Consider the following 21,371-nt stretch of genomic DNA (forward strand, 5'->3'; position numbering starts at 1 on the left):
CGGTCCTGCACGGTCTCCCTCACCACGTTCCCGGCGCCGGGCAGCACCTGCGCCTCGTACTCGCCCAACAGGTTCGCGGGCAGGTCGCGGGAGCCGCGCACGATCGCGGTCGCCCTCCCCAGGTCGACCCGCCCCGCGTCCATCGCTTCCAGGGTGGCCGGGAAGTGCGCGCAGAGCTGGACCGCGTCGGCGAGGTCCGTGTGGAGGGTTTTCTGGGACTGGTGCAGGTGCGCGGCCAGTTCCCGCACGGTGCCCCGGTCATGGCCCTCCGGCCCCATCAGCGGGGAGCCGGGTTCGGTGCGGCGGGACGCGAACTCGTCCAGCCCCCGCACGCGGGCCGCCTGCCAGGACGCGGTCACCTTCTCCACCGCGGCCAGATACTCCAGCAGCACCCCGTCCGCCAGGTCCTTGACGTCCTGCCGGGCGAGCACGACGGCCAGGTCCGCCGGTGTGATGTCCCGCCAGGCCTGGAACCATTCCACCGGCCCGTGCTCCACCAGCGCCGGCGGCCGCGGCTTCGCCGCTTCCCTGGCTTTCTCCCGCTTGGCCCGCTGCGCCGGAGACAACGCCCAATCCGGTATCCCGTCCTCACCCTCATCCTCAACCGGCCCGAAGACAGCCTCCAGATCAGCGGAAACCGGCTCCTCAGGCCCGGAAGCAGCCTGGGGATCGGCGGACGGCTCAACCGCATCGGTTGCTGATTGCGAGTCACGGGAAACCGGATCCGCTGGGTCGGATGCGGCTTGGGGATCAGGGGCAACCGGCTCCTCAGGTCCGGAAGCAGAATGGGGATCAGCAGGCGGCTCCGCAGTCCCAGATGCAGTGTCGGGATCGGCGGCGTCCGCCGCTGTCCCGGACGTAGCTTGGACTTTATCGGAAACCGGTTCCGTCGGCTTGGAGGCGGTCAGGGGGTCAGCTGAAACGCGCTCGGCGTCGCCCGAACCGTCAGGCTCGGCAGCGGGCACTGGAATGGGGTCCGGTTCCTCAGTGGCCTCTGTGGCTGGGGTTTCAGTTCCTTCGGCAGGCGGAGACGGAACAGCGATTGGTGCGGAATCAGCCCCAGCAGCAATCTGAGGCACATCGGGGTCGACTTGGGATCCTTCTGCAGGCGTACTGCAGTCCGCTGCAGCCGCGGCGTCCTCGTCGTTCGGCCCGTCGATGGGGACGGAAATTCCGCTGTCGTTTCGACGGGCGGCGATGGCCCGAGCGGACCGGCGCGGTGAGGGGTCCTGTGCACCCGTTGGGTTGGTGTCGCTGCCCGGGTACATACTGCGCAGCCACTGCTCGAGCAGGGCTTTGTGCAGCTGATATTCGAGGACTGAGAAACGACCCCCACGAGCGAGCGCGGGCGCGGGACTGATCATCCAGGCCTCATGCTGCTCTTCAGGAACCTTTTCCATGTCCCAACGCTATAAGCCGGTACTGACAGTATTCGGCCGGCTTCTTTGAATGTGGAGAGTCTGCCAACCGATGGCCATGTGGAGGCACAACGGAATCGGCGGAGCCTTTGGCGGGGTCGGGAGACACGGGGGTAGGGGTGGGCGGAACGCTGGGCGGGCGGGAGGATTGAGCCGCTGCCGGGTGCATGCCACCATGGAGGAGTGAGCGGCGATGAATGAGCTCTTCTCGGATGGTTTTCCTTGGTGGATGATCTGGGTGGGCTTCGCCGTGTTCTCGGGCATGGGGCAGAAGTTCCACCGCACCCGCCGGAAGCACCTGAAGCACAGGGCGCGCCGCGAGGCGGAGGGGCGTGCGGAGCGTGAGCGCAGGGAAAGCGCGGCGGCGTGGGTGGACCAGCTTCGCCGTGACACGGCAGCGGTGATGGCGGACCATGCTGCGGTGAACGCCCGCTGGCTGGAGTACGAGCTGGACGTGGCCAAGCTGATCGATTACCCGATGATGTCCGACGTGCGCGAGCCCCTTACTGTCGGGTTCCTCCGGGCCAAGCGCGTTGCTGATGGGCTGAGACCTGTGGTCGTCGAGGACATCTCGACGGCGGAACGGCTGCAGGAGTACCGCGATGCGGTGCGTGCCTACGAGGTTGCATTCGAGATCGCCGAGCGTGAGGCCCGCCGGGTCAAGGACCAGCATTTCACCGGGCCGGAGCGCCAGAGGCTCAACACGGCCCGGCGTTTGCTGACCATTGCGGTGGATAGCGCGGGCACTTCGGCTGAGCGGCAGCTCGCCTATCGCAGGGCGCGGAAGGAATTGGACGGGTTGCTGGCCCTGCCGCCCGAGGCCGTGGCCGCGCTTGAGCGGCGGGTGGCTCCGGAGTTGGCGCCGCTGCGGGACGGCCCGGATGGCGCCCGCGCCTCGTAGCGGTTGTGTTGGCTGAAGGGCGTGCGTGGGACGGCGCTGACCGGACGGTTTGGCCGGCAGGGGCTGCGGGGGCACTCGCTGGCCGCTGCCTGGGGTGAGGCAGAATGGAACGGCGGCAGGCCGCCGTCGTACTTCCCCCGATTGCCGAAGGACTTTTGCCGTTTCATGAGCATCACCATCCGCCCCGCTACTGCGCTTGATTACGACGACGTTGCCCGGATTACCCGGCAGGCGTACCTTGCCGGCGGGCATCTGCGGGAGGAGGACGAATATCTTGAGATATTGGGTGACGTTGCCCACCGTGCAGAGCATGCCATTGTGTGGGTGGCCGAGGTGGACGGGCGGGTTGCCGGCTCAGTCGCATTGACGCTGGAGGGCCAGGAATATTCGGATATCGCGCGTCCGGGGGAGCTGGAGTTCAGGATGCTTGCGGTGGATCCGCAGTTGCAGCGCGGCGGCGTGGGGAGGGCGATGGTGAAGGCCATCCTCGATTATGCGCAGACCCTTCCTGGCATCCATTCGGTGAGCTTGACCAGCGTGGACAATATGCGCGGGGCCCACCGGCTCTACGAATCGCTCGGGTTCGTCCGCGTGCCCGAGCGGGACTGGAAGGTGCCGGACGAGGATATTGCGCTGCTGGTGTTCGTGAAGCCGCTGGCCCGCTGAACCGCGCGCCCGGCGCATCCGGCGCGCAAGTAGACTGGTTGGTAGAAAACCCAATCAATCCGCGTAGGAGACTCATGTCTGAGATCAACCGTGAGGCTGTGGCGCATCTAGCGCGGCTGGCCCACATTGAGATGACCGACGCTGAGCTGGACCGTATGGCCGGCGAGCTCGATGTCATCGTTGACTCGATCAAATCCGTCCAGGAGGCCGCCGGCGACGACGTGCCGGCCACATCCCACCCGATCCCGCTGACCAACGTCTTCCGCGAGGACGTTGTCGGCGAGACGCTGACCAACGAGCAGGCACTGTCCGGCGCGCCGGATTCGGCCGACGGCCGCTTCAAGGTCCCCGCCATCCTGGACGAGGAGTAAAGACATGACAGAACTGATCCGCAACAGCGCCGCCCGGCTGGCCGAACTGCTGGCCGCCAAGGAAGTATCCTCCGTCGAGGTCACGCAGGCGCATCTGGACCGCATCGCCGAGGTGGACGGCAGCGTCAATGCCTTCCTGCACGTCAACACCGAGGAAGCGCTGGCCGTCGCGGCCGACGTGGACAAGGCCCGTGCCGCGGGCGAGGACCTGCCGGTGCTGGCCGGCGTGCCGATCGCCATCAAGGACCTGATCGTCACCGTCGGCCAGCCGACCACGGCAGGTTCGAAGATCCTCGAGGGCTGGATGAGCCCGTACGACGCGACGGTGATCAAGAAGATCCGCGCGGCGAAGATGCCGATGCTGGGCAAGACCAACCTGGACGAGTTCGCGATGGGCTCCTCCACTGAGCACTCCGCCTACGGACCGACCCGCAACCCGTGGGACCTGGACCGGATCCCGGGCGGCTCGGGCGGCGGGTCCGCGGCTGCCGTCGCGGCATTCGAAGCTCCGCTGGCGCTGGGCACCGATACCGGCGGCTCCATCCGGCAGCCGGCGTCGGTGACCGGCTCGGTCGGCGTCAAGCCGACCTATGGCGGAGTCTCCCGCTATGGCGCCATCGCCATGGCCTCCTCGCTGGACCAGATCGGCCCGGTCTCCCGCACGGTGCTGGACTCGGCGCTGCTGCATGAGGTTATCGGCGGCCACGATCCGCACGACTCGACGTCCCTGACCGATCCCGTGGGCGCCCTCGCCGAGGCCGCGCGGAACGGCGACGTGCGCGGGCTGCGGATCGGCGTGGTCCGCGAGCTTCAGGGCGAGGGGTACGACGCCGGTGTCCAGGAGCGCTTCGACGAGTCCCTTGAGCTGCTGCGCGGCGCGGGGGCGGAGATCGTCGAGGTTTCCTGCCCGAACTTCCGGTACGCGCTGGGTGCCTACTACCTGATCATGCCGAGCGAGGCGTCCTCCAACCTGGCCAAGTTCGACGGCGTGCGGTACGGGCAGCGGGTGCTGCCGACGGACGGCCCGCTGACGATCGAGCGGGTCATGGGCGCGACCCGTGCTGCCGGTTTCGGCGACGAGGTCAAGCGCCGCATCATCCTGGGCACCTACGCCCTCTCGGCCGGCTACTACGACGCCTACTACGGTTCGGCCCAGAAGGTCCGCACGCTCGTGCAGCGCGACTTCGACGCCGCCTTCGCGCAGGCGGACGTCCTGATCTCTCCGACGGCTCCGACCACGGCCTTCAAACTAGGGGAGAAGCTCGACGATCCGCTGGCCATGTACCTGAACGACGTCGCGACCATCCCGGCGAACCTGGCCGGCGTGCCCGGTATCTCCGTGCCCGGCGGCCTGGCGGACGGACTGCCGGTGGGCATCCAGTTCCTCGCCCCGGCGCGGGAGGACGCCCGGCTGTACCGGGTGGGCCACGTGCTCGAATCGCTGCTGGAGGAGAAGTGGGGCGGGCCGCTGCTGGCCCAGGTCCCCGACCTGAGCGCCAGCACCGCCGAAACCATGTCAGGAGCCAACTAATGACCGCTGTTACGGACGAAATCCTGTCCTTCGATGAGGCCATGGAGAAGTACGACCCGGTGCTTGGTTTCGAGGTCCACGTGGAGCTCAACACCAAGACCAAGATGTTCTCCGCAGCCCCGAACATCTTCGGCGATGAGCCGAACACCGCCATTTCCCCGGTGGACCTCGGCTTGCCGGGCGTGCTACCGGTGGTCAACAAAGCCGCGGTCGAATACTCGATCATGATCGGCCTGGCCCTGAACTGCAAGATCGCCGAATCCTGCTTCTTCGCCCGGAAGAACTACTTCTACCCGGACACTCCGAAGAACTTCCAGACCTCGCAGTACGAGGACCCGATCTGCTACGACGGCTACCTGGACATCGAACTCGAGGACGGCGAAGTGTTCCGCGTCGAGATCGAGCGGGCGCACATGGAAGAGGACGCCGGCAAGCTCACCCATATGGGCGGCGCAACCGGCCGCATCCAGGGCGCCGAGTACTCGCTGGTGGACTACAACCGCGCCGGCGTGCCGCTCGTCGAGATCGTTACCAAGCCGATCGTTGGGGCGGGCTCCCGCGCACCCGAGCTGGCCAAGGCGTACGTCGCCGCCATCCGGGAGATCGTGAAGAATCTCGGCGTGTCCGATGCACGCATGGAGCGCGGCAATGTCCGCTGCGACGCCAACGTCTCGCTGATGCCGAAGGGCACCAGCACGTTCGGCACCCGCTCGGAGACCAAGAACGTGAACTCGCTGCGGTCGGTCGAGCGCGCTGTCCGCTTCGAAATCCAGCGGCACGCCGCGGTCCTCGACTCTGGCGCCAAGGTCACGCAGGAAACCCGGCACTGGCATGAGGACACGCGCACCACCACCTCGGGCCGGCCCAAGTCGGACGCGGACGACTACCGCTACTTCCCGGAGCCGGACCTCGTCCCCGTCGTCACCACCCCGGAGTGGATCGAGGAGCTGCGCAGCCGGCTGCCCGAGCCGCCGGCTGAGCGGCGCAAGAAGCTCAAGGCCGCCTGGGGTTACTCCGACGCCGAGTTCCGCGACGTGCTCAACGCCGGAGTGATGGACGCGATCGAGGAGACCATCGCCGCCGGCGCGTCCGCCGCCGTCGCCCGCAAGTGGTGGATGGGCGAAATCTCCCGCCGCGCGAAGGAAGCCGAAGTGGATCCGGTGGACGTGGGCGTCACCCCGGAACTGGTCGTCGAGCTGGACAAGCTCGTCCAGGCAGGCAAGATCAACGACAAGCTGGCCCGCCAGGTGCTCGACGGCGTCCTCGCCGGCGAGGGCACGCCCGAGGAGGTCATCGCCAAGCGCGGCCTGGCCGTGGTGTCCGACGACGGCCCCCTCCTTGAGGCCATCGACGCGGCCCTCGCCGCTCAGCCCGACGTGGCGGAGAAGATCCGCGGCGGCAAGGTACAGGCGGCCGGCGCCATCGTCGGCGGCGTCATGAAGGCCACCCGCGGCCAGGCCGACGCCGGCCGGGTCCGCGAGCTGATCTTCGAACGCCTCGGCGTCCAGGGCTAAGCAACCCGGATCCGCTGCGCCGGTGCTCCAGGCCGCCGCTTCGGTTTGGAATCGGCGCTCCGGTTCGGGCCACGGCTCCGGTTCGGAATGCGCGGTCAGGCTTGGCCGCCGCTCCGGTTTGGAATCGGCGCTCCGGTTCGGGTCACGGCTCCGGTCTGGAATGCGCGGTCAGGCTTGGCCGCCGCTCCGATTTGGGCTCCCGCTCCGGTTTGGATTCCCTGCTCCGCTTCGAGGCGGAGCGGAAGAACCAAACCGGAGCGGTTTGCGTTAACCGGCGGGTTTAATGGGGAGCATGGCCCTGATGCCCGCAGCCGACCTCGAGATCGACGCCCCGCTGGTACGCCGGCTGCTCGCCGAGCAGGCTCCGGCCCTTGCCGGGCTGCCGGTGCGGCTGGCGGCGAACGGCTGGGACAACGCCGTGTTCCGCCTCGGCATAGACCTCGCGGTGCGGTTGCCGCGCCGGGAAGCGGCAGTGCCGTTGCTGCGCCATGAACAGCGCTGGCTGCCGGAACTGGCAGCGGGACTGGCCGTCGCGACGCCGGCTCCGCTACGGTGCGGCGTCCCGTCGTCGTTCTTCCCCTGGCCGTGGTCCGTGGTCCCGTGGATCGAAGGTACGACGGCGGCACGCGTCGCCGCGGGTCAGCGTCGCGGGGCGGCGGGCGGGCTGGCGGAGTTCGTGGCCGCCTTCCACCGTCCGGCCCCGCCCGAGGCGCCGCGCAATCCCGTTCGCGGCGTGCCGCTGCCGGCGCGGGATCCGCAGGTGCGCCGACGGCTCGCGGGCGGGCTGGTTCCGCACGCGGCGGAGGCTGGCCGGCTTTGGCAGCAGCTCAGCGCGGCCCCGCCGTGGACCGGGGAGCCTCTGTGGCTGCATGGGGACCTGCACCCGGAGAACCTGATCCTGCGCGACGGCCGGCTCGCGGCGGTGATCGATTTCGGCGACCTGGCCGCGGGGGACCCGGCCACGGATCTCGCGGCGGCCTGGCTGGTCTTCGACGAGGCCGGCAGGCGCGACTTCAGGGACAGTCTCGGCGCGGCGCGGATCGACACCCAGTGGATCGGCTCGCCTCAAGTCGACACGTCGCGGATCGGCTCGGCGCGGATCGACACGCCGCGGATCGGCTCGGTGGCCGCCGTCGACGAAGCGACGTGGATCCGCGCCCGCGGCTGGGCGCTGTCGATGGCCACCGCAATGCTGGACGCCTCGGAGGACAATGAGGTGATCCGGGCAATCGGAGAAGAGGCGCTGGACCAGGTTCTCGCTGACTGAGCCGGCGACAGGCTCCGCGAACGGGGCCGCGCCGGGCCCCCGTTGCAGGGACGGGATACCTTCAACCGCAGCGGAAGGGGGCGGCTTTCAGCGAGCCGGGACGGGGCTGCCGCGGCGGCCGGGCTGGTGGTCGATCACTTCGGCAAACAGCCGCAAATGTTCTTCAGCCATACGCTCCGCGCTGAAGTACGTCTCGGTCACCTTGCGGCACCGGGCCCGGTCCAAAGTCTCCGCCTGCTGCAGAGCGGTGGCGAGCTGCCGGTTGCCGCTCCGGAGGAAACCGGTGCTGCCGTCTTCGATGATTTCGGGCGCGGAGCCCCGCAGCGTGGCGACGACAGGTGTCCCGGCCGCCATCGCCTCGATCATCACCATTCCGAACGGCTCCGGCCACTGGATGGGGTTCAGCAGTGCCACTGCTCCGCCGAGCAGCTCGTATTTCTCGCGTGTCGTCAGCTCGCCGAGGAATTCGACCGGCGGCTGCAGCAACGGCTTGATGACCGATTCGAAGTACTCGCACTCGCAGTCGCCCTGCACGCGGGCGGCGATCCGCAATGGCACGTCGGCTTCGCGGGCTATCTCGATGGCCTGGTGCAGGCCTTTGTCCGGATGCATGCGGCCGAGGAAGCAGGCGTAGCCCCCGTCGCCGCTGCCAACCGGGACCGCGGCGGCGTCGATGCCGTGGTGGATGACTTGGCGGATCCGCACCTCGGGAGCCGCGACCGCCTGGTGCCGCGCGATGGCGATCAGCGGCGCGTGCATGGCGATGGCCCGGTAGAGGGTGCGGAACGCTCCGGCCAGGGGACCATGCGCAGTGGTGACCAGTGGGATGCCGGGCGGTCGGTGGCGCGACAAGGGGCCGGCGAGGGTGTGGTCGTGGATGATGTCCACGCCGGAAAGCGCTTCGTGGGCCAGCACCGATTGTGCCAGTTCGTCGATGCTGGTCCCCAAACCGGTGAGCTGCCGGGCGGGAATGCCGGGAACCTGGTCGACGGGGCACATGCTGCCCTCGGCGGCTGCCAGGAGGACATCATGTCCGGCAGCGGCGAACTCCCGCGCCAGGGAGTCGACCACGGATTCGATGCCTCCGTAGCCGGAGGGCGGAACCCGGAGCCATGGTGGGGCGACGATACCTATACGCATGGTGTTGCTCCTGCCTAAAGGCCGGCCTGGCCTGCGGCGTGGACGTCCAGCAGGTCTGCCAGCGGTTTTCGCGGCGCGTAGTGAAGTTCGATGGAATCGGGGACGCCCTCCACCTCGGTTTGTCCGCCGGCAACCGAGATCGAGATGCGGGCGCCGGCCAGGGGGACGTTCGAGACCTTCAGGTCTCCGATCTCCTCGGGAACGGTCGGCGCGAGCCATACGCCGTTGTGCGTCATGCACGGGTCGAACCTGAGCATGACCCGCATCAGGTGCACCGGAGCGGCCGCCGCCCATGCCTGCGGCGAGCAGGAGGTCGGGTACGGAACAGGCATCGGATAGGTCCGCCGGTCCAGGCCGCAGAACAGTTCCGGCAGCCGTCCGCCGAAAATGTTCGCTGCTGCGAAGAGCCCGCGCGTGATCTGGAGGGCTTCGTCCAGGAAGCCATAGCGCATCAGCCCGGCAGCGACCAACGCGTTGTCGTGCGGCCAGACCGAGCCGTTGTGGTAGCTGGCGGGGTTGTAGGCGCCCATGTCGGTCGCCAGCGTGCGCACGCCCCAACCGGAGAACATCTCCGGGGACAGCAGCCGCTTGGCCACCTGCGGCGCCTTCTCGCTATCCACGATGCCGCTCCACAGGCAGTGCCCCATATTGGACGCGCAGGAGTCGACCGGGCGCTTGTCCCGGTCCAAGGCGATGGCGAAGTAGCCGCGGTCTTCCAGCCAGAACCGCTCGTTGAACTCCTTCTTTAGCGCCGCGGCACGGGCTCCCCAGTCGGCGGCAAGCTGGAGGTCCCCGGCGGCCTGTGCCATGAGGGCGCGGCTGATGTAGGCGGCGTAGACGTAGCCCTGCACCTCGCAGAGTGCGATGGGTGCCTGGGCCAGGCTGCCGTCGGCAAAATTGATGCCGTCCCAAGAGTCCTTCCAGCCTTGGTTCAGCAGGCCCTTCTCGGTGGCCCTTGCATACTCCACGAAGCCGTCGCCGTCGGCGTCGCCGTACTCCATGATCCAGTCCAAGGCACGGTCGACCGCGGGCATGAGGGAAGCCTGGACCTCGGACCAGAAGCCCCAGCGGGTCAGTTCGCCCGCCAGCGTGACGAATAGGGGTGTCGCGTCAATGGAACCGTAGTAGGCGCTGTCCCCGCCGAGCAGCCTGCCAACGCTCGCGCCGAAGCGTACCTCGTGCAGGATCTTGCCCGGCTGCTCCTCGCTGCGGGGATCCACCTCCGTGCCCTGGCGTTCGGCGAGGGTCTGCAGCGTCCCGAGTGCCAAGGACGGGTCCAGCGGCAGGCTCATGAACGAGGTCAGCAGCGAGTCGCGGCCGAAGAGCGCCATGAACCAGGGTGATCCTGCGGCGACCACCACACGGCCGGGATGGTCGGGGTCGAAAATCCGCAGCGACCCCAGGTCCGACTGGCTCTGCTCGAGAACCTTCTCGAAGTCCGGATTGTCGAAACGGGCCAGCGGGGAGTTCCGGCGCCATTCCATCAGCCGCTCTTGCGGTAGCGATGAATGCACCTGCTGATGGGGAATGGCGAGCTCTTCGACAGGACTGCTGGCGTCCATGCCTGGGAGCGCCGAGATCGAGGCTGTCCAGCTCTGCTGGGCCGGGATCACCATGTCGTAGCTGATCCGGTTGCCGTCGACGCGGGCATCCTGCGCGGCCACAACGGTGCGTGCCTGCATTGGCAGGCCCTTGGATTCCACCACCAGCTTGTCACCGAGCAGCTCCGCACCTTGGGCATGGGCCACCTGGGTCAGCCCGGCCTTCACCTCGAACAGGTCCGCGAAGTCCGCTCCCACCGTCAGCGCGAGCTTGCAGGCTGCCGGCTCCCGCGAGTAGTTGGAGACCGTTACTTCCTCGTGGACGCCCACGTTGATGCTCCTGCGCCGTTCCACCAGCAGATGGCTGTCGGCCAGGCCATCAGTGCGTTGCGCGCGGCCGATGAACACCGCCCGGTACGGCTCGAAGACAATGGCCTCCAGCGCCTCGACCGGCCGCTCGTTGATGGTCAGCAGCCAGTCAGAAATGAACCGGGTGTCGCGGTAGAAGAAGCCGTGCGGCCGTTCGGAATTGATGTCGCCGTTGGCGAAGGAGATACAGAAGGACGTCCCTTCCAGCAGGGTCACCGCGCCTTCGCCGGCGGAACCGGCGGTGTTTTCCTCGCTCCAGCCGGTCATGGCCGGGCCTTCCCTGGTACCGGGACGGGGTTGAAACGTCTACCCATGTCCGGCGGATCGTGGCGGCGAGCGGAACGAAAAATCCTGAACAGCTGACCGGCCACGTCGTGCTCCGATGTCTCGGGTTTAGGGCCCCCCTAACATAAAAGCACCAAAAGCAGCACAGCAAAAGGTGCACAGCCGCCGTCGCCAGCGCCCCGCGAATCGATGGAATCCACGGCTCGGTGCACACCTGAGATGGTGAAAACAACGACGGCGGTGCGCCCCGGGATTGCGGGACCGACGACGGCGGTGCGCGCCGGGATTGGGGGAACGACGACGGCGGTGCGCCCCGGGATTGGGGGAACGACGACGGCGGTGCGCGCCGAACGCGCCCTCGGGCGGCTGTGGGCTGCGCCCAGCGAAGCGAGGGCACCAAGCCGGCGGTACGCGTCAAAAAGGGCGGCCGGACCTTTCGGCCCGGCCGCCCTCACGGCGTCCCGGTTCAGCCCCGGTTGTCGATCAGCGCGGAGCGGATGAGGAACCGCTTGCCCTCCGGCGCCTCCACGGAGAAGCCGCTGCCGCGTCCGTCCACCACGTCCACGGTCAGATGGGTGTGCTTCCAGTACTCGAACTGCTCGCGCGACATCCAGAAATCCAGGCTGTCGCCGCCGGGCATCCCGAAGGTCCCCAGCAGCACGTCGGCCTCGGCCGTGATGAAGTCCCCGGCCGGGTAGCACATCGGCGAGGAGCCGTCGCAGCAGCCGCCGGACTGGTGGAACATCAGCGGCCCGTGGCGGTCCCGGAGCTTCTCCAGCAGTGCCACCGCGGCCGGAGTCAGCGAGACCCGTGAGAAGTCCTCGCCGGGGATGACCGCGGCGGCCTGCAGGCCGGCGTCGGTATTGGGCTCCATCCCGGTGCCTCCGATCCTAGAAGAAGCCGAGCTTGTTCTCGTTGTAGCTCACCAGCAGGTTCTTGGTCTGCTGGTAGTGGTCCAGCATCATCGCGTGGTTCTCGCGGCCGATGCCCGAGGACTTGTAGCCGCCGAACGCCGCGCCCGCCGGGTAGGCGTGGTAGTTGTTCACCCACACCCGGCCGGCCTGGATCTCGCGGCCCGCGCGGTAGGCGACGTTGCCGTTGCGGCTCCACACGCCGGCGCCGAGGCCGTAGAGCGTGTCGTTGGCGATTTCCATGGCCTCCGCGTAGTCGCCGAACCGGGTCACCGAGACGACCGGCCCGAAGATCTCCTCCTGGAAGATGCGCATGTTGTTGGTGCCTTCGAAGACCGTCGGCTTCACGTAGTAGCCCTCGGCCAGGTCGCCGTCGAGGATGTTGCGCTCGCCGCCGATCAGGACCTTGGCGCCCTCCTGCTTGCCGATGTCCATGTAGCTGAGGATCTTCTCCAGCTGGTCGTTCGAGGCCTGGGCGCCGATCTGTGTGTCGGTATCCAGCGGGTTGCCTTGGATGATCCTGCCCGTGCGCGCCAAGGCGTCCGCCATGAAGGAGTCGTAGATCGAGTCCTGCACCAGCGCACGCGACGGGCAGGTGCAGACCTCGCCCTGGTTGAAGGCGAAGAGCGCGAAGCCCTCCAGTGCCTTGTCGTAGAACGCGTCGTTCTCGGCCGCGACGTCGGAGAAGAAGATGTTGGGGCTCTTGCCGCCGAGCTCCAGCGTGACCGGAATGAGGTTCTGCGAGGCGTACTGGCTGATCAGCCGGCCGGTGGTGGTCTCGCCGGTGAACGCGATCTTGCGGATCCGCGGGCTGGACGCCAGCGGCTTGCCGGCCTCCACGCCGAAGCCGTTGACCACGTTGACCACGCCGGCCGGCAGGATGTCGGCGATGAGTTCCATCAGTACCAGGATGGACGCCGGGGTCTGTTCCGCGGGCTTGAGGACGACGGCGTTGCCGGCCGCCAGCGCCGGGGCCAGCTTCCAGACGGCCATCAGGATGGGGAAGTTCCAGGGGATGATCTGGCCGACGACGCCGAGCGGCTCGTGGTAGTGGTAGGCGGTGGTGTCGTCGTCCAGCTGGGACAGGCGGCCCTCCTGCGCCCGGACGGCGGAGGCAAAGTAGCGGAAGTGGTCGGCGGCCAGCGGGATGTCCGCCGCGAGGGTCTCGCGGACGGCCTTGCCGTTGTCCCAGGTCTCGGCGACGGCGAGCAGCTCGAGGTTCTCCTCGATCCGGTCGGCGATCCGGTTCAGCACTGCCGCGCGCTCGGCCACCGAGGTCTTGCCCCAGGCCGGCGCCGCCTTGTGCGCGGCATCCAGGGCGAGGTCGATGTCCTCTGCGGTGCCGCGGGCGACCTCGCAGAACGGCTTTCCGGTCACGGGGGAGATGTTCTCGAAGTACTGGCCCTTGACCGGGGCCACCCATTCTCCGCCGATCCAGTTCTCGTAGCGGGGCTTGAAGCTGACCGGCGAACCGTCCTGACCGGGCTGTGCGTAAACAGTCATTGCTACTCCTTCAGCAGTCTCGAGCCGGGCATCGTTGACCTCGGACTCGTAGCAGACAGCCTAGGACGGGCAACGTTGCACAGACGTTGCAACCACTGACGTCAGCGCCGCCTGGCCGCCCGTCCGCTGCCGGCATCGGGGGACGACGGCGGCCGCACGGATACGGGCGACGCGGACGGCGCCGGGTGCGCGGCACTGGGGGACGACGGCGGCCGCACGGCTTGGGCGGGGCCGGTCGCTTCTTCCTGGTCCCAGCCGGAGACCGGCTGGGGCTTGGCGAAGAAGACGGTAATGAGCGCGCCGGCGACCGCGACAGCCGCAGGCAGCAGCAGGGACTGGCCCATCGCCGCGGCGAACCCGTCATGCAGGGCATCCGGCAGGACGGCGGAACCGCCCTCGGCTGGGACACCGGAGGCCGCGCCGGGCAGTTCAGCGCTGAGCCGGGCCTGCATGAGGGCGGCGATGGAGGCACTACCGAGCACGGCGCCGATCTGGCGGGTGGTGTTGTAGACGCCGGAGCCGGCACCGGCCAGGGCCGGCTTCAGGTTCCGGGTCGCCGTGGTGGAGAGCGGGCCCCAGATGCAGGCGTTGGCCAGGCCCAGCACCGCGGCGGGGAGCAGGAGCAGCCAGATGGCGGTCTGCGGGGCCAGCAGGAACGCGTACCAGGTGAGTCCGCCCGCCATCAGCAGGAGGCCCGTGGTAGCGAAGTACTTGGGGTTGAACCGGTCGATCAGCCGGCCGACCACGGGAGCCAGCCCGGCTGAGATGATCGCGGTGGGCGCGAGCATCAGCGCGGACTGGGTCGGCGTGAGGCCGAGGACGCTCTGGTAGAAGAAGATCAGCGGCAGTGACATGCTCGTGACCGCGAACCCGACGGTGCTGATGCCGCCGTTGGCCAGCGAGAAGTTCCGGTCGCGGAAAATCTTCAGCGGCAGCAGCGGCTCCCTGCGGTTGCGGGACTGCCAGAACACGAAGAGGGCCAGGATGACCAGCCCGCCGGCGATTAGGGTCCAGACCGTGATCGGTCCGGCGATGGTTCCCCAGTCGTAGGTCTCGCCCTGCTGGATGCCGAACACCAGCAGGAACATGCCTGCGGCGCTGAGCAGCACGCCGAGCACGTCAAATTGGTGGGCGTGCCGGGGAAGGGACGGTACGAAGCGCCAGGCCATCACGAAGGCCAGGAAACCCACGGGCACGTTGACGAAGAAGATCCATTCCCAGCCCAGCGAGTCGACGAGCAGGCCGCCGACGATCGGACCCGTGAGCGCGGCCAGGCCTGCCACCGCGCCCCACAGGCCCATGGCCGCGCCGCGGCGGTCCGGCGGGAAGATCCGGGTGATGACCGCCATGGTCTGCGGTGTCATGATCGAGGCGCCGAGTCCCTGGAAGACGCGGGCGACGATCAGCATCCGGATGTCGCTGGCGAAACCGCACCAAGCCGAGGCCAGCGTGAACATGACCAGGCCGGTCAGGTACAGGTTCTTCGGGCCGAGCCGGTCGCCGAGCCGCCCGGTGATCAGCAGGGGGACGGCGTAGGCGAGCAGGTAGGCGCTGGTCACCCAGATCACCGAATTGATGTCGGTCGACAGGCCGCGCATGATGGCGGGATTGGCGACGGACACGATGGTGGTATCGACGAGGATCATAAAGAAGCCGATGACCAGTGACCACATGGCCGGCCAGGGGCGTACGGGAGTAGCCACTGCAGGAACCTATCACGCGTTCCGGTGCTGCGGTCAGGCGAGCTCGGCTTCGATCCGCTGCAGGTGTGCGACGACGGCGGACCGCCTGGGCGACCGGGGCGGAAGGAGGCGGAGCGCGGCCCCCCACCCCTCGGCGTCGTACTCGGCTTCCGGGAGTTCGAGGTAGCGCAGGAGGGTGTCCGGCGACGCGTCGCTGAGCACCGCCTCGCGCAGGTTGGCGCTCACCTCCCGGCGGAGGCGGACGATGCCCGGCGCCTCGGACGCCGGCAGCACCGTGCCGCGGTAGTGGTTGAGGGCCAGCCGGTGCGCGCCGCGCCGCAGGTGGTCGAGCACCTGCCGCGCGTCGAGGAGCGGCGGGTCCGGCAGCCGGTAGGGCCGGGACTGCGGAATGACCCGCGGATCCGCGGCGCCGAGGACCTTGCGCAGCCGCACCATTTCCGCCCGCAGGGTGATGCTGCTGGCATCCGGGTAGAGCAGCGCCGCCAGCTCTCCGGCGCTCAGCCCGGCCGGATGGAGCGCCAGCAGGGCCAGGATCTCGGTGTGCCGGAGCGTCAGTTCGATGGCGCGGCCGCCGATGTCCAGCAGGCCCTGGTCACGTCCGGTCAGCTGCAGGGTGGGTGCGGGCCGCCGCTGCCGGAGAGTGCCGGTGCCGGTGCCGGCGGCGGTGCGTGCGGGCCGGGGTTCGGGGCGGCGGGGACGCGCTCGCTGCTCGAGCCGGTGAATCCGCAATTGTGCCTCGGCGGCGGCGACGGTGGCCTGCACCAGCGACAGGGTGTGGGCGGCGACGGCCTGCTCCCGGCCGGTGATGTCCACGACGCCGATGACCGCGCCGGTGTCCGGATCGCGCACCGGCACGGCGGTACAGCTCCACGGGTGGACGATCCGGCTGAAGTGCTCGGCCCCGGAAATCTGGACGCCGCGGCCCACGGCCAGGGCCGTGCCGGGAGCGCTGGTGCCGACGGTGCGCTCGGACCAGTCGGCGCCTGCGACGAAGCGCATAGCCTCGGCCTGGCGCTTCAGTGACGCGTCGCCATCCACCCAGAGCAGCCGCCCGTGCTCGTCGCCGACGGCCACCAGCATGCCCGATTCGTGGCTGGGTTCGACCAGGAGCTTTTGGACGACCGGCATGATGCCGGCCATCGGGTGGTTCAGCCGGTACTCCCGGAAATCGTCCTCGGCCAGGTCCATCCGGGCCAGCGCGGAATCCGGGTCGGCGAACGACAGCGAACGCTGCCAGGAATCGCGGACCACCTCGCGGACGCCGTTCAACAAGGCGCCGGCCTCGGCCCCGTCATAGCGGACCAGCCGGCGGGCGCTGCCGCCGGCGGCCTGGTCCAGCACTTCATGGGCGGCGTAGGCCTGCCGCTGCGCAGGCCGCGCTCCGGATTGCAGTTGAGAACGCACCATTGCTCCACTCACACAGTTCCCCCGCACCATCGTCAAAGTGGCACGCATCACAGTCTACCTGCGATGGCAAGGCCGCCGGCCGTCGTCGGCCGTGCACCGCGGAAGGCAGCAAGCCCGGGGCAGGGGCCGCCGGCGTCGAACGCTCCTGCCCGGCGGCCTGGAGATGACGCTCAGGCCGGAACCAGGCGCAGCGGCAGCGACTCCCAGCCCTTCAGGGTGCTGTGCAGGTAGGGGACCGGTTCGCCGGCCGGCTCGAGCCGTTCGACGTGCGCGCACAGCCAGTCCAGTACCACTTCCATTTCGAGCCGCGTGACCGGCTGCCCGACGCAGCGGTGGATCCCGGTACCGAACGCGATCATGCCCGAGGCGTCGCGCTCGACGCGGAAGCGGTCCGCGTCCGGGCCGAACTGCGCCGGATCCCGGTTGGCGGCGCCGAGGAAGAGCAGGATCTTGGTGCCGCCGGGGATGCTGATCCCGCGGAACACGGTGTCCGCCGCGGTGGTGCGGAAAAAGGACTGGAACGGCGATTCGAAGCGGAGCACCTCGTCGATCGCGAACTTGGCAAGGCGGGGATTCCCGCGGATGCGGGCCCATTCCTCCGGGTGCCAGGCCAGCAGCCTCAGGGCGTTGCCGATCCCGATGACCGTGGTGTCCAGCCCGGCGGAGAGGAGGGCGCGGACCAGCAGCGGCGCCTCGTCCGCGCCGATGCCGCCGGCGTCGGCGAGCTCCCACAGCCGGGCGCCCAGCCCGCCCGGCGCCAGGTTGTCGCGGGCGGTGCGGTCCATCACCCATTCGAAGGTGCCGGCGCCCCGCTCCACGAAGCGGCGCTGGCGTTCGTCCTCGGGCCCGAAGTAGCTGAAACTCATCGCGCCCTGGCTGATCAGGTTCTCGGCCCGCCCCTCCCGCGGAATGCCGACGGCGTCGCCGAAGACCCGCAGCGGAAAGGCCTCGGCCAGGTCCTTGACCCCGTCGATCGTGCCGCGGGCCAGCAGTTCCGGCAGCAGTTCCGCGGCGTAGGCCTCGAACCCGGCCCGAAGCGCGCGGACGCCCTTCGGCGAGATGACCGAGGCCATCGCCTTCCGCAGCCGGGTGTGCACCGGCGGGTCGGAGTCCAGGATGCCCTGCGGCTTCCAGGAGGGCTCCCGGTGCAGGTTCCGCGGACCCACGCCGGCGCCGCTGATGAACGTCGCGGGGTCGGCCAGGATGTCGCGGCACTCGGCGTAGCGGGTGAACGCGAGGACGCCGTACTTCTCCAGGTAGACAGCGGGCCCCGCCGCCCGCATCCGGTCGAACAGCGGGTACGGGTCCGCCAGGTTCGCGTCCGAATACGGGTCCTCGCGGCAGGCCGCCGCTGCCGTGTACTCCAGTACTTCCGCCATGTGGGCTCCCTCAGCGTCGAAGAATGGCTCCACCCTAGCCCAGCCGCCGCTTCCGCCCCGCCTGGAGGGGGCGCGCGGGCGCCGTCTTTACGTAGAGTGGGTACAGGGTGACCAGCCTCACGGCCCGACCTCCCGGGAGGAAATTGCGTGAAAGCGTTGTTCAAGTCCGGTCCGCAGCCAGGCTTCGAGCTCGTCGACCGGCCCGAGCCGGTGCCGGGTGACCGGGACGTGAAGATCCGCGTCATGACCACAGGCATCTGCGGTACCGACCTGCACATCCAGGCGTGGGACCCCTGGGCGCAAGCGAATGTGCCCACGCCGCTGGTTCCCGGCCACGAGTTCTACGGCGAGGTGGTGGAGGCCGGGCCGCTGGTGCAGGACATCAAGGTCGGGGACCGGGTCTCAGGCGAGGGCCACATCGTCTGCGGGACCTGCCGGAACTGCCGGGCCGGCCGGCGGCAGATGTGCATCCGCACCGTCAGTGTCGGCGTCCAGCGGGACGGAGCGTTCGCCGAGTACGTCGTCATCCCCGACACCAACGCCTGGGTCCACCACGACGAGTCGATCACGCCGGAACTGGGGGCGATCTTCGACCCGTTCGGCAACGCGGTCCACACCGCGCTGAGCTTTCCGCTGGTCGGCGAGGACGTGCTGATCACCGGGGCCGGGCCCATCGGCCTGATGGCCGTGGCAGTGGCCCGCCACGCAGGGGCCCGCAAGATCGCCATAACCGACGTCTCCGCCTCGCGGCTGGAGCTGGCCAAGCGGATGGGCGCGGACATGGCCGTGGACGTCAGCCGCATGCACCTGGACGAGGCCCAGGCGCAGCTGCACCTGGCCGAGGGGTTCGATATCGGCCTGGAAATGAGTGGCCGCGCGTCGGCGCTGCGCGAGATGATCGACAATATGACGCACGGGGGACGGATTGCGCTGCTCGGCCTGCCCGCCGAGGAGATCGCCGTCGATTGGGGCAAGGTGGTCACGCACATGCTCACGCTCAAGGGCATCTACGGACGGGAAATGTTCGAGACCTGGTACGCGATGAGCGCCATGCTCCAGTCCAACCCGCAGCTGCATGAGGCGGTCTCCGGGGTCATCACCGATGTGCTGCCGGCTTCCGGCTGGGCCGCGGGCTTCGAGATCGCGCGCGAAGGCAGCGGCGGCAAAGTCGTCCTGGACTGGACCCGGATCTGAGGGAGGACCAATGTACGCAGCCATGAAGGAGCAGCTCGCCGCCGAACTGCAGGGGATCCGGGACGCCGGGCTGTTCAAGGCGGAGCGGCCGATCACATCCCCGCAGTCGAGCCACATCACGGCCGGCAGCCCTGACTCGCCGCCGGCGCCGGTGCTGAACTTCTGCGCCAACAACTACCTGGGCCTGGCCGACCACCCGGAGCTGATCGCGGCCGCGAAGACGGCGCTGGACGAGCGCGGCTTCGGCATGGCCAGCGTGCGCTTCATCTGCGGCACGCAGGACAAGCACCTCGAGCTGGAGCGGCGGGTCTCGCAGTTCCTCGGCACCGAGGACACCATCCTGTTCTCCTCCTGCTTCGACGCCAACGGCGGCGTTTTCGAGGCGCTCTTCGGCCCGGAGGACGCCATCATCTCCGACGCGCTGAACCACGCATCGATCATCGACGGGATCCGGCTCTCGAAGGCGCAGCGGTACCGCTACGCCAACCGGGACATGGCGGAGCTGGAGGCGCGGCTGCGGGAAACCGCGGAAATGAACGACGGCGGCGGGGCCAGGCGGCGGATCATCGTCACCGACGGCGTCTTCTCCATGGACGGCTACCTGTCCCCGCTGGGCGCCATCTGCGACCTGGCCGAGCAGTACGACGCCCTCGTGATGGTGGACGATTCGCACGCCGTCGGGTTCATGGGGGAGACCGGCGCGGGAACGCCGGAGCATGCCGGCGTCGCGGACCGGGTGGACATCTACACCGGCACGTTCGGCAAGGCGCTCGGCGGCGCCTCCGGGGGGTACGTGTCCGGCCGCGCCGAGATCGTCGCGATGCTGCGCCAGCGCGCCCGGCCCTACCTGTTCTCGAATTCCGTGGCCCCGGCGATCGTCGCCGCCACGCTGCGGGCCCTCGACCTGGTTGCCGGCTCCGGGGAGCTGCGCGGCCGGCTGCGGAAGAATGCAGCGCTGTTCCGGAGCCGGATGGCCGAGGAGGGGTTCGACCTGCTGCCGGGCGAGCACCCGATCGTCCCGGTCATGTTCGGCGACGCCGTGCTCGCCGCGAGGACCGCCGAGGAGATGCTGCGGCGCGGCGTCTACGTCACGGCCTTCAGCTTCCCCGTTGTGCCCCGCGACACGGCCCGGATCCGCGTCCAGCTGTCTGCCGCGCATAGCAGGGACGACGTCGAGCAGTGCGTCGCTGCCTTCGTTGCCGCCCGCGCGGCGTTAGGCGGGGGCTGATGGGACTGCGGCACCGGCTCAGGAAGCGGCGGCCGTCGCAGGACGCGATGGTGCGGGCGTTCTGGCAGTGGTGGGAGTCCGAGGCTGCGGAGAAAATCTGCAGCGGCGGCGAGGTGTTCGCCGACGCCTACGTCAAGCGGCTGAACCAGCGGATCTCGCGGATCAGCCGGGGCCTGGCCTGGGAACTGGGCGCCGGCACGGTGGCCGAGCACGAACTGGTCATCTTCGCCGAGCAGCCGGCGCAGGCCGCGCTCGCGCGGCGCGTGCTGAAGGCGGCCCCGGCCCCGGACCTGCACTGGGAATACTCGGACCGGCGGCAGGCGGCGGCGGACTTCGAGGAGCTCACGCTGGGCATCTCCGGCCAGGACTTCGCGGCCGAAGACTTCCGGGTGCGGCTGTTGCTCAACCGCTACTCCGCCGACATCGCGGTCTACCACCCCAACCTCGCCCAACTGCCCGAGGACAAGCGGATGCTGCCGGTCTCAGTAATGCTGGACCATGCCATCGGGCAGGCCGACGCCGCGGCCTGGATCGGCATCATCGAACCGGTGCTGCAGCCCCACCCGGAGGACATCCCGCTCACCGGCCTGCGCGAGGTCGTCGACCGGCTGCGTGCAGGCGCCCTGGACGAGCACGGGCAGCCCATCTGGGAGGAACTGCACGGGGTGGCCGCGGACGGGGAGCCGATCACCGCCGTCGTCCAGGTTCCGCTGGTTCCCGCCTTCTGGCCTGACTTCGACCAGCACGTGGCCATCAGGCTGGCCTACCAGACGGAACTCGGCGGCGGCCAGCCCGGAGGCACCTCGGCGCAGCGGCTGCAGGAGCTGGAGGAAGCGCTCTCCGCCGGCCTGGGCGCCGACGGCAGGCTGGTGGCGACGGAGACCACGCCCGGCAGCCGGACCCTGCATTTCTACGTGGACTCCGCCACCGCGGCCGCGTGGCAGCTGGAGGCCGGCAGCGTGGACTGGCCGGAGGGGCAGGTCGGCGTGGGCGCCGAAATGGATCCGTCCTGGTCCTCGGTGAAGCACCTGCGGCTGCGTTGA

17 protein-coding genes are annotated in these 21,371 nt (G+C 69.2%); 9 read left to right on the plus strand and 8 right to left on the minus strand.

The features are described 5' to 3' along the window. Positions 1–566: hypothetical protein (locus AHIS1636_RS03295; protein ID WP_264794392.1), on the minus strand; the 566-nt coding region annotated here is incomplete at its 3' end. A 1,045-nt stretch (positions 567–1,611) separates the two neighbouring features. On the opposite strand from AHIS1636_RS03295, the gene AHIS1636_RS03300 reads away from it, so the two are divergent. The 6 genes from AHIS1636_RS03300 to AHIS1636_RS03325 all read left to right on the plus strand — a co-directional run bounded on the left by AHIS1636_RS03300 (position 1,612) and on the right by AHIS1636_RS03325 (position 7,668). Continuing rightward, a complete protein-coding gene (locus AHIS1636_RS03300; protein WP_264794393.1) occupies positions 1,612–2,319 on the plus strand; it encodes a hypothetical protein in 708 nt (235 codons plus the stop codon). A gap of 165 nt (positions 2,320–2,484) precedes the next feature. Then, entirely contained in the window at positions 2,485–2,985 is a 501-nt protein-coding gene (locus AHIS1636_RS03305) for a GNAT family N-acetyltransferase (RefSeq protein ID WP_264794394.1), read from the plus strand. Between the two features lie 74 nt (positions 2,986–3,059). Beyond that, entirely contained in the window at positions 3,060–3,356 is a 297-nt protein-coding gene (gene gatC, locus AHIS1636_RS03310) for an Asp-tRNA(Asn)/Glu-tRNA(Gln) amidotransferase subunit GatC (protein WP_005268888.1), read from the plus strand. Between the two features lie 4 nt (positions 3,357–3,360). After that, on the plus strand, positions 3,361–4,887 hold the full coding sequence (gene gatA / locus AHIS1636_RS03315; RefSeq protein WP_264794395.1) for an Asp-tRNA(Asn)/Glu-tRNA(Gln) amidotransferase subunit GatA: 1,527 nt from the start codon (positions 3,361–3,363) through the stop codon (positions 4,885–4,887). After that, positions 4,887–6,401: an Asp-tRNA(Asn)/Glu-tRNA(Gln) amidotransferase subunit GatB gene (gatB, locus tag AHIS1636_RS03320; RefSeq protein WP_264794396.1), complete on the plus strand. Its 1,515-nt coding sequence runs from the start codon at positions 4,887–4,889 to the stop codon at positions 6,399–6,401. Before gatA ends, gatB begins: the two co-directional genes overlap by 1 nt. A gap of 292 nt (positions 6,402–6,693) precedes the next feature. Next, entirely contained in the window at positions 6,694–7,668 is a 975-nt protein-coding gene (locus AHIS1636_RS03325; RefSeq protein ID WP_264794397.1) for an aminoglycoside phosphotransferase family protein, read from the plus strand. Between the two features lie 87 nt (positions 7,669–7,755). Here the strand turns inward: AHIS1636_RS03325 and AHIS1636_RS03330 are convergent, their stop codons facing one another. The 7 genes from AHIS1636_RS03330 to AHIS1636_RS03360 all read right to left on the minus strand — a co-directional run bounded on the left by AHIS1636_RS03330 (position 7,756) and on the right by AHIS1636_RS03360 (position 17,906). After that, entirely contained in the window at positions 7,756–8,808 is a 1,053-nt protein-coding gene (locus AHIS1636_RS03330) for a glycosyltransferase family 4 protein (RefSeq protein ID WP_264794398.1), read from the minus strand. 14 nt (positions 8,809–8,822) lie between these two features. Beyond that, a complete protein-coding gene (locus AHIS1636_RS03335; protein WP_264794399.1) occupies positions 8,823–10,985 on the minus strand; it encodes an amylo-alpha-1,6-glucosidase in 2,163 nt (720 codons plus the stop codon). A 484-nt stretch (positions 10,986–11,469) separates the two neighbouring features. Next, a complete protein-coding gene (locus tag AHIS1636_RS03340) occupies positions 11,470–11,877 on the minus strand; it encodes a DUF779 domain-containing protein (protein ID WP_264794400.1) in 408 nt (135 codons plus the stop codon). 16 nt (positions 11,878–11,893) lie between these two features. Continuing rightward, on the minus strand, positions 11,894–13,417 hold the full coding sequence (gene exaC / locus AHIS1636_RS03345; protein WP_264794401.1) for an acetaldehyde dehydrogenase ExaC: 1,524 nt from the start codon (positions 13,415–13,417) through the stop codon (positions 11,894–11,896). A 101-nt stretch (positions 13,418–13,518) separates the two neighbouring features. After that, a complete protein-coding gene (locus AHIS1636_RS03350) occupies positions 13,519–15,120 on the minus strand; it encodes a DHA2 family efflux MFS transporter permease subunit (protein ID WP_373875775.1) in 1,602 nt (533 codons plus the stop codon). A gap of 33 nt (positions 15,121–15,153) precedes the next feature. After that, on the minus strand, positions 15,154–16,527 hold the full coding sequence (locus AHIS1636_RS03355) for a GAF domain-containing protein (protein ID WP_373875776.1): 1,374 nt from the start codon (positions 16,525–16,527) through the stop codon (positions 15,154–15,156). A gap of 170 nt (positions 16,528–16,697) precedes the next feature. Continuing rightward, the gene (locus AHIS1636_RS03360) at positions 16,698–17,906 is read right to left on the minus strand and encodes a cytochrome P450 (RefSeq protein ID WP_264794402.1); all 1,209 of its coding nucleotides are present in this window, start codon (positions 17,904–17,906) and stop codon (positions 16,698–16,700) included. Between the two features lie 147 nt (positions 17,907–18,053). On the opposite strand from AHIS1636_RS03360, the gene tdh reads away from it, so the two are divergent. The 3 genes from tdh to AHIS1636_RS03375 are packed head-to-tail and all read left to right on the plus strand — an operon-like array spanning position 18,054 to position 21,371. Continuing rightward, the gene (tdh, locus tag AHIS1636_RS03365) at positions 18,054–19,100 is read left to right on the plus strand and encodes an L-threonine 3-dehydrogenase (protein WP_264794403.1); all 1,047 of its coding nucleotides are present in this window, start codon (positions 18,054–18,056) and stop codon (positions 19,098–19,100) included. A gap of 10 nt (positions 19,101–19,110) precedes the next feature. Then, the gene (locus tag AHIS1636_RS03370) at positions 19,111–20,328 is read left to right on the plus strand and encodes a glycine C-acetyltransferase (protein WP_264794404.1); all 1,218 of its coding nucleotides are present in this window, start codon (positions 19,111–19,113) and stop codon (positions 20,326–20,328) included. Further along, a complete protein-coding gene (locus AHIS1636_RS03375) occupies positions 20,328–21,371 on the plus strand; it encodes a DUF695 domain-containing protein (RefSeq protein ID WP_264794405.1) in 1,044 nt (347 codons plus the stop codon). The genes AHIS1636_RS03370 and AHIS1636_RS03375 overlap by 1 nt, the downstream gene beginning before the upstream one ends.

Origin of the sequence: Arthrobacter mangrovi (genome assembly GCF_026011795.1) — a bacterium.
Taxonomy (GTDB): Bacteria; Actinomycetota; Actinomycetes; order Actinomycetales; family Micrococcaceae; genus Crystallibacter; species Crystallibacter mangrovi.

Bases quoted from the DNA above. Each gene is read 5' to 3' on its own strand.
- AHIS1636_RS03360 (WP_264794402.1), bottom strand. From the start codon at position 17,906: ATGGCGGAAGTACTGGAGTACACGGCAGCGGCGGCCTGCCGCGAGGAC.
- AHIS1636_RS03355 (WP_373875776.1), bottom strand. From the start codon at position 16,527: ATGGTGCGTTCTCAACTGCAATCCGGAGCGCGGCCTGCGCAGCGGCAG.
- exaC (WP_264794401.1), bottom strand. From the start codon at position 13,417: ATGACTGTTTACGCACAGCCCGGTCAGGACGGTTCGCCGGTCAGCTTC.
- AHIS1636_RS03330 (WP_264794398.1), bottom strand. From the start codon at position 8,808: ATGCGTATAGGTATCGTCGCCCCACCATGGCTCCGGGTTCCGCCCTCC.
- AHIS1636_RS03340 (WP_264794400.1), bottom strand. From the start codon at position 11,877: ATGGAGCCCAATACCGACGCCGGCCTGCAGGCCGCCGCGGTCATCCCC.
- gatB (WP_264794396.1), top strand. From the start codon at position 4,887: ATGACCGCTGTTACGGACGAAATCCTGTCCTTCGATGAGGCCATGGAG.
- AHIS1636_RS03305 (WP_264794394.1), top strand. From the start codon at position 2,485: ATGAGCATCACCATCCGCCCCGCTACTGCGCTTGATTACGACGACGTT.
- AHIS1636_RS03335 (WP_264794399.1), bottom strand. From the start codon at position 10,985: ATGACCGGCTGGAGCGAGGAAAACACCGCCGGTTCCGCCGGCGAAGGC.
- AHIS1636_RS03375 (WP_264794405.1), top strand. From the start codon at position 20,328: ATGGGACTGCGGCACCGGCTCAGGAAGCGGCGGCCGTCGCAGGACGCG.
- AHIS1636_RS03370 (WP_264794404.1), top strand. From the start codon at position 19,111: ATGTACGCAGCCATGAAGGAGCAGCTCGCCGCCGAACTGCAGGGGATC.
- AHIS1636_RS03325 (WP_264794397.1), top strand. From the start codon at position 6,694: ATGGCCCTGATGCCCGCAGCCGACCTCGAGATCGACGCCCCGCTGGTA.
- gatC (WP_005268888.1), top strand. From the start codon at position 3,060: ATGTCTGAGATCAACCGTGAGGCTGTGGCGCATCTAGCGCGGCTGGCC.
- AHIS1636_RS03300 (WP_264794393.1), top strand. From the start codon at position 1,612: ATGAATGAGCTCTTCTCGGATGGTTTTCCTTGGTGGATGATCTGGGTG.
- gatA (WP_264794395.1), top strand. From the start codon at position 3,361: ATGACAGAACTGATCCGCAACAGCGCCGCCCGGCTGGCCGAACTGCTG.